The organism is bacterium (assembly GCA_030018315.1).
Taxonomy (GTDB): Bacteria; Hydrothermota; UBA3073; order JACQXS01; family JAGMCI01; genus JASEGA01.
In genome coordinates, this window is the sequence record JASEGA010000001.1 from 75,627 (window position 1) to 92,500 (window position 16,874).

14 protein-coding genes, 2 tRNA genes and 1 rRNA gene are annotated in these 16,874 nt (G+C 41.5%); 9 read left to right on the top strand and 8 right to left on the bottom strand.

Annotated elements, in window-relative coordinates; genetic code table 11:
- Positions 1-201: 201 nt before the first annotated feature.
- Positions 202-597 (bottom strand): hypothetical protein, encoded by a 396-nt coding sequence (locus tag QMD71_00435; GenBank protein ID MDI6839317.1) that lies wholly within the window; start codon positions 595-597, stop codon positions 202-204.
- Between the two features lie 681 nt (positions 598-1,278).
- Between QMD71_00435 and QMD71_00440 the strand changes: the two genes are divergently transcribed.
- The 3 genes from QMD71_00440 to QMD71_00450 all read left to right on the top strand — a co-directional run bounded on the left by QMD71_00440 (position 1,279) and on the right by QMD71_00450 (position 3,994).
- Positions 1,279-1,536: an MjaI family restriction endonuclease gene (locus QMD71_00440; GenBank protein MDI6839318.1), complete on the top strand. Its 258-nt coding sequence runs from the start codon at positions 1,279-1,281 to the stop codon at positions 1,534-1,536.
- A gap of 147 nt (positions 1,537-1,683) precedes the next feature.
- The gene (locus QMD71_00445) at positions 1,684-3,327 is read left to right on the top strand and encodes a carbon starvation protein A (GenBank protein ID MDI6839319.1); all 1,644 of its coding nucleotides are present in this window, start codon (positions 1,684-1,686) and stop codon (positions 3,325-3,327) included.
- Positions 3,328-3,688: 361 nt separating this feature from the next.
- Positions 3,689-3,994, top strand: a complete 306-nt coding sequence (locus QMD71_00450) for a sialidase family protein (GenBank protein MDI6839320.1) — start codon at positions 3,689-3,691, stop codon at positions 3,992-3,994.
- Here QMD71_00450 and QMD71_00455 read toward each other — a convergent pair.
- Positions 3,988-5,235 (bottom strand): inorganic phosphate transporter, encoded by a 1,248-nt coding sequence (locus QMD71_00455; protein ID MDI6839321.1) that lies wholly within the window; start codon positions 5,233-5,235, stop codon positions 3,988-3,990. The genes QMD71_00450 and QMD71_00455 overlap by 7 nt on opposite strands.
- Before the next feature lie 285 nt (positions 5,236-5,520).
- On the opposite strand from QMD71_00455, the gene QMD71_00460 reads away from it, so the two are divergent.
- The 6 genes from QMD71_00460 to QMD71_00485 all read left to right on the top strand — a co-directional run bounded on the left by QMD71_00460 (position 5,521) and on the right by QMD71_00485 (position 10,548).
- Positions 5,521-6,501: a beta-ketoacyl-ACP synthase III gene (locus tag QMD71_00460; protein MDI6839322.1), complete on the top strand. Its 981-nt coding sequence runs from the start codon at positions 5,521-5,523 to the stop codon at positions 6,499-6,501.
- 34 nt (positions 6,502-6,535) lie between these two features.
- Positions 6,536-7,576, top strand: a complete 1,041-nt coding sequence (locus QMD71_00465) for a T9SS type A sorting domain-containing protein (protein ID MDI6839323.1) — start codon at positions 6,536-6,538, stop codon at positions 7,574-7,576.
- A 268-nt stretch (positions 7,577-7,844) separates the two neighbouring features.
- Complete coding sequence (locus tag QMD71_00470; GenBank protein MDI6839324.1) at positions 7,845-8,075, top strand: 4Fe-4S binding protein; 231 nt, start codon at positions 7,845-7,847, stop codon at positions 8,073-8,075.
- Positions 8,072-9,181, top strand: coding sequence for a 3-methyl-2-oxobutanoate dehydrogenase subunit VorB (locus QMD71_00475; GenBank protein MDI6839325.1), 1,110 nt, complete (start codon positions 8,072-8,074; stop codon positions 9,179-9,181). The genes QMD71_00470 and QMD71_00475 overlap by 4 nt, the downstream gene beginning before the upstream one ends.
- 1 nt (position 9,182) lies before the next feature.
- Positions 9,183-9,998, top strand: coding sequence for a thiamine pyrophosphate-dependent enzyme (locus tag QMD71_00480; protein MDI6839326.1), 816 nt, complete (start codon positions 9,183-9,185; stop codon positions 9,996-9,998).
- 10 nt (positions 9,999-10,008) lie between these two features.
- Positions 10,009-10,548, top strand: a complete 540-nt coding sequence (locus QMD71_00485) for a 2-oxoacid:acceptor oxidoreductase family protein (GenBank protein ID MDI6839327.1) — start codon at positions 10,009-10,011, stop codon at positions 10,546-10,548.
- Positions 10,549-11,035: 487 nt separating this feature from the next.
- Here QMD71_00485 and QMD71_00490 read toward each other — a convergent pair.
- The 6 genes from QMD71_00490 to lnt all read right to left on the bottom strand — a co-directional run bounded on the left by QMD71_00490 (position 11,036) and on the right by lnt (position 16,808).
- Positions 11,036-11,107 (bottom strand) — tRNA-Ala (locus QMD71_00490).
- Between the two features lie 102 nt (positions 11,108-11,209).
- Positions 11,210-12,415, bottom strand: a complete 1,206-nt coding sequence (locus tag QMD71_00495) for a hypothetical protein (GenBank protein ID MDI6839328.1) — start codon at positions 12,413-12,415, stop codon at positions 11,210-11,212.
- Between the two features lie 97 nt (positions 12,416-12,512).
- Positions 12,513-12,586, bottom strand: a tRNA-Ile gene (locus tag QMD71_00500).
- A gap of 152 nt (positions 12,587-12,738) precedes the next feature.
- Positions 12,739-14,240: ribosomal RNA gene (locus QMD71_00505) — 16S ribosomal RNA — on the bottom strand.
- 104 nt (positions 14,241-14,344) lie between these two features.
- Positions 14,345-15,337, bottom strand: coding sequence for a recombinase RecA (gene recA / locus QMD71_00510; GenBank protein ID MDI6839329.1), 993 nt, complete (start codon positions 15,335-15,337; stop codon positions 14,345-14,347).
- 49 nt (positions 15,338-15,386) lie between these two features.
- The gene (gene lnt / locus QMD71_00515) at positions 15,387-16,808 is read right to left on the bottom strand and encodes an apolipoprotein N-acyltransferase (GenBank protein ID MDI6839330.1); all 1,422 of its coding nucleotides are present in this window, start codon (positions 16,806-16,808) and stop codon (positions 15,387-15,389) included.
- Positions 16,809-16,874: the final 66 nt, after the last annotated feature.

Below are 16,874 nucleotides of genomic sequence, written 5' to 3' on the forward strand. Positions count from 1 at the left end.
GCCAAAGAAACAAATACATAGTCCTACTTTCTCTAAAGAATTGGGAGTGCGTTCTCCTACATAATTCATGATCACACAATATCCTCCTATACCTGTGATATATCCTTCTATTACTCCAACTGCAGATTTCCAGAAAGACCCTTCTTGTCCCAAAAGTTTCCCAGTTCCCCACACCGTAGTTGCAGTCAAAGGTATACTTGCTCACATAAAAGAAGTGTATATTATAAAAGGCAAAGGGGTCTCAAGATGAGATTTGTAAGCACTCTCGTATCCCTGAAGTAGCCAGAGAGTATTCACAATCTCTCCTGAAAGAAACTCGATCCCATAAATTCCCGCTTTCTTCCACCTCGATATATTGTTATTTCCGCTCATTTTTGAACCCTGTAAAGATGAATTACTGAAATAAAGATAATCACTCGCGTGTGAATATTGTGAACCCGCTCTGTAGGAAGAAACAGGGAAAGCAAAAGTATTTGTAACCGATGAAGAGGAATATTTTCCAAACACATCACAGGTATAAGAAGCTTCTATTTGGAACACCCATCCTAGCATACCAATACTCACAACTAACATTATAAAAAATTTCTTTTTGTTCATACTTCCCCCTTTTTCTTAAGTATAATATTTATTTATAATCCATTTTTCCAATTTTGCAAGTTATTTTTACACTTCCTTGTAACTTGCATCGTCACTGGAATCAAGAAATCTTATTCCATACCAATCTTCCACACCGGGAGTTTCAGTCGCCGAAGTAAATCTTATTGGATCACTCTCAGTTCCCACTACCAAAAGTGCACCATTTACTATTATTTCACATCTACTAGTATCTACTCCACCTCTCTGGTCATCACTCCAAGGTGAAGCCCAAATCTTAACACCCGGTTTTATTGTGAGCGTGACACCACTATCAATTATTACATCGCCTGTGATATAAACATCACGGTGAAATTGGTGTCGTTTCTCATTTTTCTGTCTTGCTGGCTTGTCAATGAAAAATCAGACCTGACACCATTTTCCGACACCATTTTCCCAACTTTTGGCACAATTTTCTTCTTGACTTCTGACGAAGTCTCTGTTACAATGATACTATTCATGGAAGCCTCCTTTTTTGTTTAAGTTTATCATAGTATCAATTATATCGGAAAGGAGGCTCCTTTCAAGTTTTTTTATTTTCAAAATTTTCACCTATTGGGTGAAAATCTCAAAGTGTGTAATTGCTTATTGCGACAAGACAAAGAACATTCATGTCCTTGTTATCGCTGAATTTGGGTAAATTATATTAAAGAGGTAGTGATTAATAGAACTTTTGATGGCTATCAAACCGAGATTCAAACTGTATACGGTCCACTGCAAAATATTCTTGGTGTCTCCATAAAACCGGCACCAGATGAGTGGGATAGGCTTTATAATGTAGATTTCTTTATAGAGGTGAACGGCAAATATATTGGGCTGCAGATAAAGCCTATTACTTTTGAACATACCTTTGAGGATTACAAATGGAAAGAGATGCAAGAGGCAACTCATCTTAAGTTCTAAGAAAAATTGGGTGGAAGAATCTTTATTGTGTTCTCTGTTAAAGTTGGGGGAAAGAAGATGATAAAAAATTCGGAAGTGATAGATGAGAGTGAAAATGAGATTGAGAAACTAAAAAACTTAAAAAGAAGTAGATTATAGTGAAATAGAATGAACTCACTTTGGCTGGGGGTAATTGGGTTGGTAGCATTCGCTCTGGGGTATAAGTTTTATGGCAAGCTAATAGAGAAGCTGTTTGATGTAGACCCAGAGAGGAAAACGCCCGCCCATACTAAATTTGATGGCATAGATTATGTTCCCGCAAGGCACTGGTTAATGCTTTTTGGGCACCACTTTTCATCAATTGCGGGTGCAGGACCAATTCTTGGTCCTGTAATTGCTGGTGCTATATGGGGATGGGGACCTGCGGTGCTGTGGATTATACTGGGCTCTATACTTTTGGGTGGTGTGCACGACTTTTCTACACTTATGGTTTCAATTAGACACGAAGGGCGCTCTATTGCTGATGTTGCTGAATCTACTCTGGGACGCAGAGCAAGGACTATCTTTGCCATATTTGTTTGGCTCGCACTTATCCTTGTTATAGCCGTGTTTGCCGCCTCTGCTGCAAAAACACTTGAGACTACACCTGAGATTGTGATTCCTACATTCGGAATTATACCTACAGCTATATTAGTGGGGCTTATGCTATACAGGTGGAAGTGGCCATCACCACTTGCAACGGTTTTAGGTGTCGGCATCCTATTTGGACTAATAGTTTGTGGTTATTATTGCCCGATACCAGGGAGCTACCATCTATGGCTTTTTATTTTGCTAATAGCATATGCTTATACTGCATCTATATTGCCAGTAAATATTATACTACAGCCACGCGACTACCTATCATTTTTCATTTTATTCTTTGGCCTGCTTGTCGGCTATATAGGGCTTATATCCACACGTCCACCCATACATGCCCCAATCTTTATCGGTTTTTCTGGTGGTAAACAAGGATGGCTATTCCCTATGATGTGCGTGACAATAGCTTGTGGTGCAGTATCAGGGTTCCATTCGCTTGTGGCAAGTGGCACAACTTCCAAGCAATTGCCAAACGAGAGGTTCGCCAAGCCCATAGGCTACGGTGCTATGCTAACCGAGGGTGTGCTTGCAATCCTTGCATTAATTTGTGTTTGCGCAGGGTTATACTGGGTAGGCGGCCCTGAAGGGCTTGTTTATCCAGAGCTTATAAAAGGCGGCAACTGGATAGTAGCATTCGGCAAAGGGTACGGCGAAATAACCAGACCAATCTTAGGTATGTTAGGTATGTTTATAGGCATAACAATGCTCAAAACCTTTATAGTTACAACACTTGATACTGCTACAAGAATTACAAGATATATAGGGACAGAATTGTTTGCTGATAAGCTGGGTCTCAAATTTATGCGAAATATGTATATAAATACTGCAATTGTAATTGGGTTAGCTACTTGGCTGGCACTCGGTGCCTGGCAGACGATTTGGCCTGTGTTTGGTGCTGCAAATCAGCTTGTTGCTGCACTTACATTGCTTGTGGTTACTGCGTGGTTATTAAGCAAAGGTAAGTATATAAAGTGGACATTATGGCCGGCTATTTTTATGTTGCTTACAACTGTTGTTGCTCTTGTTTGGGAGGTGGTTGGCTTTTTTTCTGGACATAAGGTTTTGTTAGGTGTAATTGCTTGCGTCCTAATCGTGCTGGCATGTGTAATGATAGGAGAAACACTGCGAGTGGTGCTTACCACTAAAGCAATAAAGAGGGGGTGCGTTATGAAATAACGCAAAACTCAAAAAAAGGATTTGAGATGTTTAACTAGAGGATATGTGTAGAAAGGTATTACTGATAGTAAGCGTAGTTGTCTGTGGGTTATTTTCGCAGGGGTTCACACCTAATGTCAGAGGAAATGATGTGACCACGAATAAGCAGAATAGTTAGGGGAACTGTGCGATTGCAGTCAGAGGTGATACTGTCTATGCGGTCTGGAATGATTTACGAGGAGGAGCATACTTGGATTTATAGTTTGCTAAATCAACAGATGGTGGCGCATCATTTGAGCCGAGTATCAAGGTGAGTAGTTTTCCTGATACTGCGTATCAAGCCTGACCATCAATTGTTGTTGACGATGACGGTGTCATCTATGTGAGCTGGTCAACCGATGGTGGCGAAAACTGGGCCTCTCCAGTTATAGTTGACAGCGGAATATGTAATCTCTCATCTATTGCAGTTTATGGGAATGATGTTTATGTTCTAATCTCAAAGGGCTGGCCCTTTATGGATTACTATTTTGCCAGCTCAACTGATGGGGGTGCAAGTTTTGAGCCCTCCTATCAGATTAATGATACTGTAGTGCAAGATTCAGTAAATGAAATGCCTGTCGGTGATTTATGTCAGAATGGTGAAATTGGTGTCGTTTCTCATTTTTCTGTCTTGCTGGCTTGTCAATGAAAAATCAGACCTGACACCATTTTCTGCAAAATTGTATATATGCCAACAGATGTCAACGCTGCTATCGGCAGTGTGATTACCCATGAGATTAATATTTTACGTACTACACCAAAGTCAACCGCATCTAATCCTCTTGCAAGCCCAACCCCAATCACTGAGCCCACAGCTGCATGAGTGGTTGATACCGGCATACCAAGTTTAGTTGCTAAAATGACACTTGTAGCGCCGCCAAAGTCTATAGAATATCCTCTTGTGTTTGTAAGTTCAGTAATCTTAAATCCAATCGTCTCCATCACCCTATAACCCCAAGTTAATACCCCTATTGATATCCCGACTCCGCCTAATACTAATATAAAAAAAGGAATAGGAACTTGTGTCCCAAATGTACCAGTCTTAATGATACAAAAAATCGTAGCTACAGGTCCCATAGCATTGGCAACATCATTTGCACCTATTGAAAAAGCTACGTAACAGGAGGTTATAACTTGCAGTCTCCTAAACGACTCTTCAACTCCTTCAATTTCTCTACTTTTACTCTTGATAACTCCAATTACCCAATGGTAGCCTATCATCCCAGCAATACCAGCTATTATCAATGAAACGCCCAAAATTTCTACTAAATTATTTGTAAATTTACCAAGTCTTGTATTAAGAAGCATAGCTAATGCCATAATAAAAAAAGCAATTCCCATATAAAATGGTACTAATCTTATAGTAGCACTGGCAGGTTCTTTATTATTTAATATAAATTTAACTATTGACTTAAATGTAAAAAAAGAAAACACTCCTGCTATTGCTGGAGACATAACCCAACTTGCTACTATTTCTACAATTTTTTTCCAATTCACACAATAAGGACCACCAATAAGAAGCCCAAATCCAACTAAAGCGCCTACAATTGAATGCGTAGTAGAGACTGGCATTGCCTTCCATGTTGCAAGAGTCACCCAAATAGCAGCTGCAAGTAGCGAGGAAAGGGCACCGAGTATCATAATCTTTGGATTAGGGATAAATGTTGGATTAATAATTCCTTTCCTTATTGTCTCTGTCACATGTGTACCAACAAAAGTAGCTCCTATAAAAGTAAATATAGAAGCAATTAAAACAGCTTGTCGTAAAGTAATTGCCCTCGCCCCAACTGCCGTTGCCATAGCGTTAGCAATATCATTTGCCCCTATTGACCATGCCATATATAGACCAACAGCACAAGCAACTAAAAGTAAAAGTGGGATAGTTACCATTCAACAAAAATATAATCTAAATAAAATTTGTGTCAAGTGAATTAAAATTGAGTTCTAAAACTCTGGGCAAGTTTTTCTTGCTTTGTTGAATAATTCGCTTTACAAAACTTGCAACACCTTGATTGACACCGATTTATGAGATTCTTCATTTCGTTCAGAATGACAATGTCAAAATTGTCTAAAACCAAGTCAGAGGTTGAAAATCAAAGGTGCCAAAAATGTTTATTCAACAAAGCAAATTTTTCTTGACAGCAGTTTATTTTCTCCTTATAATTTAAAATTCTAATGCGTAATATAAAGATTATAGGTACTGGTTCATATGTGCCACCAAAAGTTATAACTAATTTTGATTTAGAGAAGATGGTTGATACCTCAAATGATTGGATAATAGAGCGGACTGGTATTCGTGAGCGTCATATAGTAGAAGGTGATACCGCGACATCTGATTTAGTAGTTCAGGCGGCTAATAATGCATTAGCGCAAGCGGGTCTAAAAGCTACTGCCCTTGACGCACTTATAGTAGCGACTGCGAGTCCTGATACTGCGTATCCGTCAACTGCTTGTTGGGCACAGAAAGGTTTGGGTATCCCTGGTATAGCTGCATTTGATGTAGGGGCTGCGTGTTCAGGCTTTCTTTATGGGCTTGAGGTAGCGGCGGGGCTTATAGAGTCTGGCAATTACAAGAATGTTCTCGTTTGCGGTGCTGAGGTTATGTCAAGGGTTGTTAACTGGGAGGACAGGAACACTTGTGTATTATTTGGTGATGGTGCTGGTGCGTGCATAGTTACAAGTAGTGATGGTAGTAGTGGCATTTTATCTTCTTATTTAGGTGCGGATGGCACTATTGGGCACTTACTTGTTCAGCCAGCGGGTGGGACGCGGCTGCCAGCTTCTTCTGAGACTGTTACTAATAAGCTTCATTCAGTGCATATGGAGGGTAGGGAGGTATTTAAGCATGCAGTGCGTGCTATGGGTAATTCAGCTATCCGTGTACTAAAATTGGCAAATCTAAAAAATGAAGACATAGCCCTGTTTATTCCACATCAAGCTAACTTACGGATAGTGGAGGCGACTTGTAAGCGTGTAAAGATACCGATGGATAAGGCGTATATAATAATAGACAAGTATGGCAATGTGCCAGCAGCTTCTATTCCACTGGCACTGGATGAGGCAAACAGGGTTGGCAGGATAAAGCGTGGCGATATAATCCTATTAGTTGCTTTTGGGGCTGGGTTTACTTGGGGTGGGATGGTATTGAAATGGTGACTGGTGAATGGGCAAGAGTCTAAAAGTCTAAGAAATGATAAATAATAAATACCGAGAGAATGACGAAAGGATATGTGCGATGTATAAGTTAATTGTTAAAGTTGTAATAGCAACTGTGATTGGGCTACCATTATTGTCTAATCCAATAGTTGCTGGCTGGGAAAGGACATATGGTGGAATTAATAGCGACGTTGGCTGCTCAGTGGTACAGGCTCAAGATGGTGACTATATTATAGCTGGAGCAACCAGTTCATACGGTGTGGGAGGAGAAGATGTTTGGTTAATAAAAACAGATGCAACCGGTAATATACTTTGGACTAGAACATATGGTGGAGCTGGTAACGATGTTGGCTTGTCGATCATGCAAACACTGGATAGTGGCTATATTGTAGCTGGAATAACTAATTCATATGGTGCAGGACTGGATGATATCTATCTAATAAAGACAAATTCAAATGGTGATTTAGTGTGGACAAAGACATATGGTGGAACTTATGAAGATGTTGGTCTTTCAATAGCTCACACCTTGGACGAAGGCTGTATTATAACTGGAAGCACTGAATCGTATGGTGAAATATGGGGGGATGTTTGGTTGGTAAGGATAGGTGCAGCTGGTGATACACTCTGGACAAGAACATACGGTGGAAACAGAGAAGATTGCGGCCTCTCAGTGAGACAGACATTGGATGGTGGTTATATTGTAACAGGACGGACTGCTTCATACGGTGCGGGAGCGGTTGATGTCTATCTAATAAAGGTTGATGCTGAAGGAGTAGAAGAAAGTTCAAATGTCAAAGCTCAAAGTTCAAATCTTGAAATCTATCCTAATCCATTTACTTCAGTAGTTAGTGTCAAGTGGTCAGGGATTAGTGAAAGCCAAGGAATTGGCATACAAATTTATGATTTAAGTGGTAGGTTGGTAAAAACACTAATCACTAACCACTCTCCACTGACCACTGCTGTTACTTGGGATGGTACAGATGCGAGTGGAAAAGAGGTTGAGTCAGGTGTATACTTCTGCCAGCTTAAGGTTGGTGATAATAGTGTGATAAAGAAACTGATTATGATGAGGTGAGTCGGTTATGTCCGTTAGGTCGGTTAAGTAGATTTTTTACTGATGAGGTTCTTCGCTTTACTCAGAATGACAAAAAAGAGGGTATAATGATATGGTTGGGATAAGGTTTAACATGGGGCAGGATGGTGCTAAAATGGTAGGGTGTAATTCAAATTAAAAATCAAATATTAAATATGCAGATTGCAAATTACAAATTACAGATTACAAATTAAAAAGCTATGGTTGAGATAAGGTTTCACATGTGGCAGTATGATATTAAAGTAGTGAGATGAAAGAGTCAACTACTAAACTGAAGGCAAAAGTAACAATTTACGAAGAGCTTTGTAAGGGGTGTGGCTACTGTATTGATGCCTGTCCTAAGAAGATACTTGAGATGACATCCAAATTTAATTATAGTGGCTATCATCCACCACACTGCACGAATATAGAAGAATGTATTGGGTGTGGTCTGTGCTATCAGGTATGCCCGGAGATAGCGATTGAGGTTGAAAAGTTATGACTACAAAAGATATAGTGAGGTATAAGACAGGTGAAAAGATATTAATAAAGGGAAATGAAGCTCTTGCAGAAGGTGCTGTTCGTGCTGGGTGCAGATTTTTTGCTGGCTATCCTATTACACCACAAAATGAGATTCCTGAGTACCTTTCCTGGCGTTTATTTGAGGTAGGTGGTACTTTTATTCAGTCAGAATCTGAGATTGCTGCTGTTAATATGATATTTGGTGCTGCTGCTTGTGGTGTCCGGGGGATGACATCTTCATCTGGGTGCGGTATTAGCTTGAAACAGGAAGGTATTTCGTATATATCATCAGCTGAACTCCCTTTTTTTTATGCCAACATCGTTCGCGGTGGTCCTGGACTTGGCAACATTGCACCTGCACAAAGTGATTATTTTCAGGCAACTCGTGGTGGTGGTCATGGGGACTATCGTGTGATTGTGTTGGCGCCCGGTTCAGTGACTGAGATGGGTAATTTTCCAAAGTTAGCATATGACTTGGGAGATAAATACCGTAATCCGTGTATGGTATTGGCAGATGGCTTGTTAGGTCAGATGATGGAGCCGATGCAGTTTGAGTTTGACTGGGTAGACTTAGATAAGTTGCCTCCAAAGGATTACATAACGACGGGCTGCAAGGGTAGAAAGCGTAGGATTATCAACACACTGTATATGGCACCGGGTAGACTTGAAGAACACAACTGGCACCTGTATGAGAAATACCAGAAAATAGAGACAAATGAGGTACGATATGAGGAATTGGAACTGGACGATGCTGAGCTCGCAATCATTGCCTACGGGACTTCAGCTCGGATATCAAAGGATGCAGTGATCAAGGGTAGGAAAAAGGGAATAAAGATTGGACTCTTCAGGCCAATAACTTTATGGCCGTTTCCTAAAGTGGCTATAAATACACTGGCTGATAGGGTGAAGAAATTTTTAGTTGTTGAGATGAATATGGGGCAGATGATTGAAGATGTCCAGATATCTGCTCGTGGCAAGGCTAATATTCACTTTCTTGGTCATCCTGGCGGTGGTCTGCCGACAGGAGATGAAGTCTTGGGTAAAGTAGAAGAAATATTAAGCACCTCCACAGGATACTGCGTATAATATGGGCAAAATTTACAAAAAGCCGGCAAGCATGACAGGAATTACGATGCGTTACTGTCCAGGTTGTGGTCACGGTATCGTGCATCGGCTTATAGCAGAGGTGATTGATGAGCTGGGTATTCGTGAGCGTACTACTGGGATAGCACCTGTGGGCTGTTCTGTATTTTTAGATGAATACTTAGATTGTGACATGATACAGGTTCCTCATGGACGAGGTTGTGCTGCTGCAACCGGGATGAAACGGGTATGCCCAGATTTAGTTGTCTTCTCCTATCAAGGTGACGGTGATTTGGCTGGCATCGGGACAGCTGAAACCATTCATGCTGCTGCCAGAGGCGAAAACTTTACAGTAATATTCATCAACAATGCTATTTATGGGATGACTGGTGGGCAGCAAGCACCAACAACTATGCCGGGTCAGAAGACAAGCACCAATCCTTTTGGTCGGGACCCAAAGGTTGCTGGCTATCCTATCAGGGTGTGTGAACTTCTCTCCTCACTTGACGGTCCTGTCTATTTGGAGCGGACTACTGTGAACAGTGTTTCCAATGTGCTGAAAACGAAGCGTGCTCTGAAGAAGGCATTTCAGATACAACTTGATAGACTAGGTTTTACACTGGTTGAAATTCTATCACCATGTCCTACGGGTTGGGGTGTAACCCCTAAGAAGGCGTGCGAGTTTATAGAGGAGAAGATGAGTAAATATTATCCGCTGGGTGTGTATAAAGATTTGACGCCAGCAAAAGCAGAAATAAGAATTTATGAGGAAAAAATACCACCAGAAAAACCGTCAGAAATAGAGGGTATCGGATTTTAGTATTAAAGGAATGAGACAGGAAGTAATTATCGCTGGCTTTGGTGGCCAGGGAGTTATCAAAGCGGGTGTCTTATTGGCGGCAGCGGCTATGAATGAAGACAAGCACTGCACCCATTTTCCATCTTATGGTGCTGAGATGAGGGGTGGGACTGCAAATTGTTCCGTGATTGTGTCCACGGACGAGATTGCATCCCCAGTGATTACAGAACCGGATACTATAATCATCATGAATGAACCCTCTCTTGACAAGTTTGAGCCCCGTCTAAAGAAGGGTGGACTCCTTATCTACAATTCTTCACTTATCCATAGGAAGCCGAAAAGAGATGATATTCAGGTACTTGCAGTTCCGGCCAGTGAAATAGCAGAAAGGCTGGGCACAGTCAAATGTGCTAATATGACTGTTATGGGTGCTTATGTAGCCAGTACTGGGGCTGTCAGCCTGGATAGCATAAAGGCAGCTATCCCCATAGTCTTTCCCAAGCTCAATGAAGACCTTATTACCATAAACAAAAACGCCCTCCATGAGGGTGCTACAATTGTACAGAAGTAGGTGTTTATTATTTATATCTCTGGAAAATATAGGGTATTATGGATGACTATATTATTTGATTATCGTATCGAGGATAAAAGAAGTTTTGCGGAACGAAGTGGAGCAAAATTTGGACGAGCGATAGCAGAGTCTTTTATCCTCTGTTATACGCTCCCGATAGGGACGAGGAATGCGAAGTATTCCGAAGAGTCGGCGGATGAAACGCTTATTTCTTGAATACGGTATACAATGGTTTTATTGCTAAGAGTATGACCACTGCAATAATCTACCAAACATTGATTTCTATAAGGGAGGGAATTAATGCGGCAAGCATCACTCCAGAAGCAATACAACTAAGTTTTACTAAAATATAATCAGCAAAACTTGCTCATTTCCAGAATTTTTCTTTCCAAATATCACTTAAATTCGTTTTTCCACCTCCTTTTTAATATTTAATTTCTCGACCTTTAAATATATTGTGTCCCGAAGCCGATTGCGTATAACTATGTGGAGGTGAGGGGATTCGAACCCCTGCCCCCCTGCTTGCAAAGCAGATGCTCTCCCTCTGAGCTACACCCCCATATCTCTAAAAATAAATATAATCTATAAACCAAAAATTGTCAATAAAAAAAGCTGGGCACCTGTTAAAGGTAACCCAGCTTTAAATTTCTTAATTCCTATATTACTTACCGAATGTGTATGTCAAACTCGCCAGTGCAGCAGCACATGGGGTTCCACTGATGAGATAAGGGCCTGAGAAGAAGAATGCATTTGGAATCTGGACATCAAATGTGAAGTCACCTAATTTGGCACAGGCACCAAAAGCAAGATTGAACGGAGCATTGAAAGTGGTTATTGTAGTAGCCTTGTCTTTATCTGCTCCACTTTGAGGTGTTACATCCATTTTTACTGGATTCAAGTATTTCCAAAAACCGACTCTCGCCCCAAGCCAGCTCCAAATTTGAGCCTCAGCCCCAAATACAATACCGGGTAGAGTAGTTATGGTGACAGCAGTCTTGCTCTTTGTAGTATCTTCAGGGGTAGTAGTCTCCTTGTCCATCCTGCCAACGAGCCCAAATAGGAGTGTACCATTTTCAAAAATAGGATGAGTACCACCAACTCCTAATGTCACATCCATTAACTTAAGCTCTTCAGATGTAGTATCAATCGTTGCCCTCTCCCAGCTTGCATCTCCTATATTGAGGTGTAACAGAGAGATAAGAGTTTTTTCACTCATCGTAAAGAAAGCTCTGGTGTCTATACCGTAGAAGAGTTTACCTTTAGCATTCCATTTGTATTTGACTCCTTCCAAATCGCACTCCTCAAGTGACCAATTATGAGTACGAATCCCAAGTGCAAAATCAACAAAGTTCTTTTCTCCGAGAGCAAACTTTACCCCAGGTCTTATACCAATTATGCCCATTGATTCTTTCATATCCATAGTATCTCCATGAGGGACATCTATACTAATAGCATTACTAGCTAATTCTACATCAAGTCCAGCAGCAAGTGGGCCAAATTCAGCTCCTCCAACGAACTCTAACTGAGGTAAGGGGGCAACAAAGCCTGGCGTGAATTGGGCGCCTGAATTTGTAATAGCAGTATTTACAAGAGCAGGAAAAGCACTCCTCTGTAAAGCTACTCCATAATTCACAGGTAGTATTCTACCCTTAAAGAAAGCACCTAAAGTTGGGAAAGCACCTGTAGCACCAAGTTCACCTATTACATTACCTGCATAAGCATTCACCCATGCCGGATACCCGTAAATATTAGAGTCGTCAATTAAGAAATCAGACCAGCCTCCCATAGTAGCGACACGTGTATTTGTTGCAAATCCCATTGTTGCAACAAATATTACTGCTATCACAAGCAATGATACCTTTTTCACTTTCTCCTCCTTTCTTTGGAACTGATCCCAATTTATTATTAGGACCGAAGCCCAAAGTCAATGGGCCTAATCTCATGCAGTCATCTTCCCAATTTACTGGGCCTGGGTGGATTCGAACCACCCACCTTACGGTTATCAACCGTACGCTCTAACCAACTGAGCTACAGGCCCCTATCGGGGACTCTAACCGCTCCCTACGAACGTTTAGAAAGTTTTTGGGAACGTAGCTAAAAACTGTAGGCCCAAAATAAAATATAAATAAAGCGCGCACCACTTTTTTGGTCAAAATAATTTTCGTTAAACCTAAAAACCAATCTCCGTAGAAAGGAGGTGATCCAGCCGCACGTTCCCGTACGGCTACCTTGTTATGACTTCGCCCCAGTCATTCTGCTTGCCTTTATTCCGACGAGTCGGAACTTTGGGCATTCAGAACTTCCATGGCGTGACAGGCGGTGTGTACAAGGCCCGGGAACGTATTCACCACGGTATACTTATCCGTGATTACTAGCGATTCCGACTTCATGGAGTCGAATTGCAGACTCCAATCCGAACTGAGGCTAGTTTTAGGGATTAGCTCCACCTCGCAGTTTAGCAACCCGTTGTACTAGCCATTGTAGGACGTGTGTGGCCCTGGACATAAAGGCCATGCGGACTTGACGTCATCCCCACCTTCCTCCGAGTTAACCTCGGCAGTCCCTTTAGAGTGCTTCTCGATAAATCGAGGTTAGCAACTAAAGGCAGGGGTTGCGCTCGTTATGGAACTTAATCCGACACCTCACGGCACGAGCTGACGACAGCCATGCAGCACCTGTGCTAGCTCCCTTTCGGGTCCCTTCCCTTTCAGGTCAGTACCACTAGCATGTCAAGCCCAGGTAAGGTTCTTCGCGTACCATCGAATTGAACCACATCCTCCACCGCTTGTGCGGGCCCCCGTCAATTCCTTTGAGTTTCAACCTTGCGGTCGTAGTCCCCAGGTGGACCACTTAATGCGTTAGCTACGGCACTCCTCGACGAATCAAGGAACACCTAGTGGTCATCGTTTACAGTATGGACTACCAGGGTATCTAATCCTGTTTGCTCCCCATACTTTCGGGTATCAGCGTCAGCTACGAGCCAGAGAGCCGCCTTCGCCACGAGTGTTCCTCCCGATATCCACACATTCCACCGCTACACCGGGAATTCCACTCTCCCCTCTCGTGCTCAAGACCTGCAGTATCAAAGACTTGTTGCAGGTTAAGCCTGCACCTTTAATCTCCGACTTACAAATCCGCCTACACCCCCTTTACACCCAGTAATTCCGGACAGTGCTTGCCCCTTCCGTGTTACCGCGGCTGCTGGCACGGAATTAGCCGGGGCTTCCTCTGGAGGTACCGTCAAAATCTTCCCCCCTGACAAGAGTTTACAACCCGAGAGCCTTCATCCTCTACACAGCGTCGCTGGGTCAGCCTTTCGGCCATTGCCCAATTTTCTAGACTGCTGCCTCCCGTAGGAGTTGGGGCCGTGTCTCAGTCCCCATGTGGCTGGTCACCCTCTAAGGCCAGCTACCCGTCATAGGCTTGGTAGGCAGTTACCCTACCAACTACCTGATAGGACACAAACTCATTCAAGAGCCCCTGACAAGTCAAGGTTTCTCCCTAAAATCATATGATTTTAGGGACTTATGCGGAATTACCCTCGATTTCTCAAGGCTATTCCCCACTCAAAAGTAGATTATCTGTGTATTACTCACCCGTTCGCCACTGCCCGATAAATCGGACCGTTCGACTTGCATGTCTAAGACACGCTGCCAGCACTAGTCCTGAGCCAGGATCAAACTCTCCGAAAAAGACCTCAAAAGTGATGCACGCGTATATAAATTTCAAAGAGCTCTACTTTTATATAACACTTTATTAGAGATTTGTCAAGTTTTTTTTTAAAAAAAGTTAAAATTTAGCTCAATCCAATTATTCCTCTTATTTCTTTTTCAAGTGTAGAACTAATTTCTGGGTGCTGTATTAAGTAATCTATTGCATTTTCCCTACCTTGCCCAATTTTTTCACCCTTGTAAGAAAACCAAGTCCCAGCCTTCTCTACAAGATTATGCTTAACTGCAAGATCAAATATATCACCAACCATTGAAATCCCTTTTCCATAAAGGATATCAAATTCTGCACTCTTAAATGGGGGCGCAAGCTTGTTTTTGACAACCATAACCTTTATATGGTTACCTATCCTTTCTTCTCCCTTTTTAATAGGGGTGACACTTTTTATTTCAAGTCTCACAGATGAATGAAATTTAAGTGCCAATCCACCAGGAGTTGTCATCGGGTTACCCAAAAGTACGCCAATTTTGTATCTTATCTGATTTATAAAGATGGCGCAAGTCTTTGATTTTGATACTACTCCTGTAAGTTTTCTAAGTGCTTGCGACATAAGTCTTGCCTGTAATCCAATGAAAGATTCGCCTATCTCACCCTCAATTTCAGCTCTTGGGACAAGCGCAGCCACAGAGTCAATAACTATGACATCAACTGCTCCACTCCTTGTGAGAGTCTCTGCAATCTCAAGTGCCTCCTCCCCTGTATCTGGCTGTGATATAAGTAGGTTATCAACATCTACACCTAAATTTTTAGCATATACTGGGTCAAGTGCATGCTCAGCATCAATAAATGCGCCTACCCCTCCCTTTTTTTGGGCTTCTGCTAAAATATGTAACCCAAGTGTAGTCTTACCACTTCCCTCTGACCCAAATATCTCTACTGTCCTGCCACGTGGTATGCCTCCTATTCCAAGTGCTGCATCAAGCGAAAGTGAACCAGTTGAGATTGCATCTTTACACACCTTAATCTCCTTCTCACCAAGTCTCATCACAGCACCCTTACCAAAGCTCTTCTCTATTTGGCGCAAAGCCTCATTTATTGCACGCTCTCTTGTCTCTTCCATTTCAATAAAAATATATGTAAAAATTGTCTAAATGTCAAGAAAAAAAAGATTATTTTTTGGACATAAATCTCAAATTAATAAGCAAAAATAGTAGTCCCACACACAGCCACGCAAACCAGTCACCCCATCTTGCATAAAAAGTAAGGTTCTTCCTTAACGGGATATCTCTTATAATAATTTGCTGTGTGAATATTTTGGTAATCTCTTTTACTTCACCCTTTGGAGTCACAAAATATGAGATACCCGTGTTGCCACATCTCACAACTGGTATCCTGTATTCTACTGCTCTCAAAACTGCCTGCTGTGCATGCTGGTATGGGCCTGCAGTCCTACCAAACCATGAATCCTCAGTTATATTCACAAGCACTTGTGCCCCATTGCGGACAAATTTTCTTGAAATTCTTGGGAATATAGATTCAAAACAAATAAGAACAGAGAATTTAAATTTGGGAAGCTCAAAAACTTTGTAATTCTTACCGGGTGAGAAATTACCCTGTCCAAAATTTAGTCTTTGTAGCCCCGTAAATATTTCATCAAAAGGTAAGCGTTCACCGAATGGGACTAAATAAATTTTGTCGTAAAATCCCTTAACCCTATATTTAGGGACAACGAGAAAACAGGAATTGTAAGTCTTTGCTTGCTTCTCACTCAACTCTAATCTCATACCACCCATGATTACTGGGATATTCAATGAATCTACAATTTTAAAAACCTTTTGCCCTAAATCATTAAGGTTGAGATACCCAGGTATTGCAGTCTCGGGCCAGACAAGTAAATCACACGTCCCTACTTTTTCACTTAACTTATATAACAATAATAATCTGTAGTCAAAAGAGTCCTCCTCTCGCTTTATTTCAGGTACTACATTTGGCTGGATAACACCAATCCTAACTTCTGGAGCAGACTCTTTTTGGTCTAATGCGAGTCTACCTTGAAGCCATACAATGCAAACAACAATTGCTGCACCGTATAGGTATCGCAATTTTCTACTCACCATTGTGTAAAAAATGAGCGAGTTTATAAGCAACACAAAAAATGTTATCCCTGGGAGTCCGATAAATTCGGCGAACTGTACAAATTGTAAATAATGGGTAAGTGCATAGCCCACGCTTCCCCACGGGAAACCAAGTTCAGGTGATAATGAACGGATGAACTCTACACTCGTCCATGCTATTGGGATAAAGATGAAGCTTCTAATTCTATTTGAAAACCATGCAGAAAATCCAAATATAAGTCCAAAGTATATGAATAAAAGTAATACACCTGCCCATAACCAGACTCTAAAAGGTACCTCAAGCACAAGTATCCAGTAAAGTAGACCCACAGAAAAGACAAAACCGGATATAAAACCGTATTTGAAAGCATTATTAGATTTATAGGAGACAAAAATGAGTGGTATAAAGCTGACAAACACAACAAAAGGAGCACAGTAAAAAGAGAGGAGCAATAAAATAGAGGTCAATAAACTCATAAAGACGAACATAAGCTAAATAATATTACTATATCAACTTATTGTCAAGCTAAGGTAAAATTAAGA

Coding starts and splice junctions, on each gene's coding strand:
- QMD71_00435 (MDI6839317.1), bottom strand. CDS start 597: ATGAACAAAAAGAAATTTTTTATAATGTTAGTTGTGAGTATTGGTATG.
- QMD71_00445 (MDI6839319.1), top strand. CDS start 1,684: ATGAACTCACTTTGGCTGGGGGTAATTGGGTTGGTAGCATTCGCTCTG.
- QMD71_00455 (MDI6839321.1), bottom strand. CDS start 5,235: ATGGTAACTATCCCACTTTTACTTTTAGTTGCTTGTGCTGTTGGTCTA.
- QMD71_00460 (MDI6839322.1), top strand. CDS start 5,521: ATGCGTAATATAAAGATTATAGGTACTGGTTCATATGTGCCACCAAAA.
- QMD71_00465 (MDI6839323.1), top strand. CDS start 6,536: ATGATAAATAATAAATACCGAGAGAATGACGAAAGGATATGTGCGATG.
- QMD71_00470 (MDI6839324.1), top strand. CDS start 7,845: ATGAAAGAGTCAACTACTAAACTGAAGGCAAAAGTAACAATTTACGAA.
- QMD71_00475 (MDI6839325.1), top strand. CDS start 8,072: ATGACTACAAAAGATATAGTGAGGTATAAGACAGGTGAAAAGATATTA.
- QMD71_00480 (MDI6839326.1), top strand. CDS start 9,183: ATGGGCAAAATTTACAAAAAGCCGGCAAGCATGACAGGAATTACGATG.
- QMD71_00485 (MDI6839327.1), top strand. CDS start 10,009: ATGAGACAGGAAGTAATTATCGCTGGCTTTGGTGGCCAGGGAGTTATC.
- recA (MDI6839329.1), bottom strand. CDS start 15,337: ATGGAAGAGACAAGAGAGCGTGCAATAAATGAGGCTTTGCGCCAAATA.
- lnt (MDI6839330.1), bottom strand. CDS start 16,808: ATGAGTTTATTGACCTCTATTTTATTGCTCCTCTCTTTTTACTGTGCT.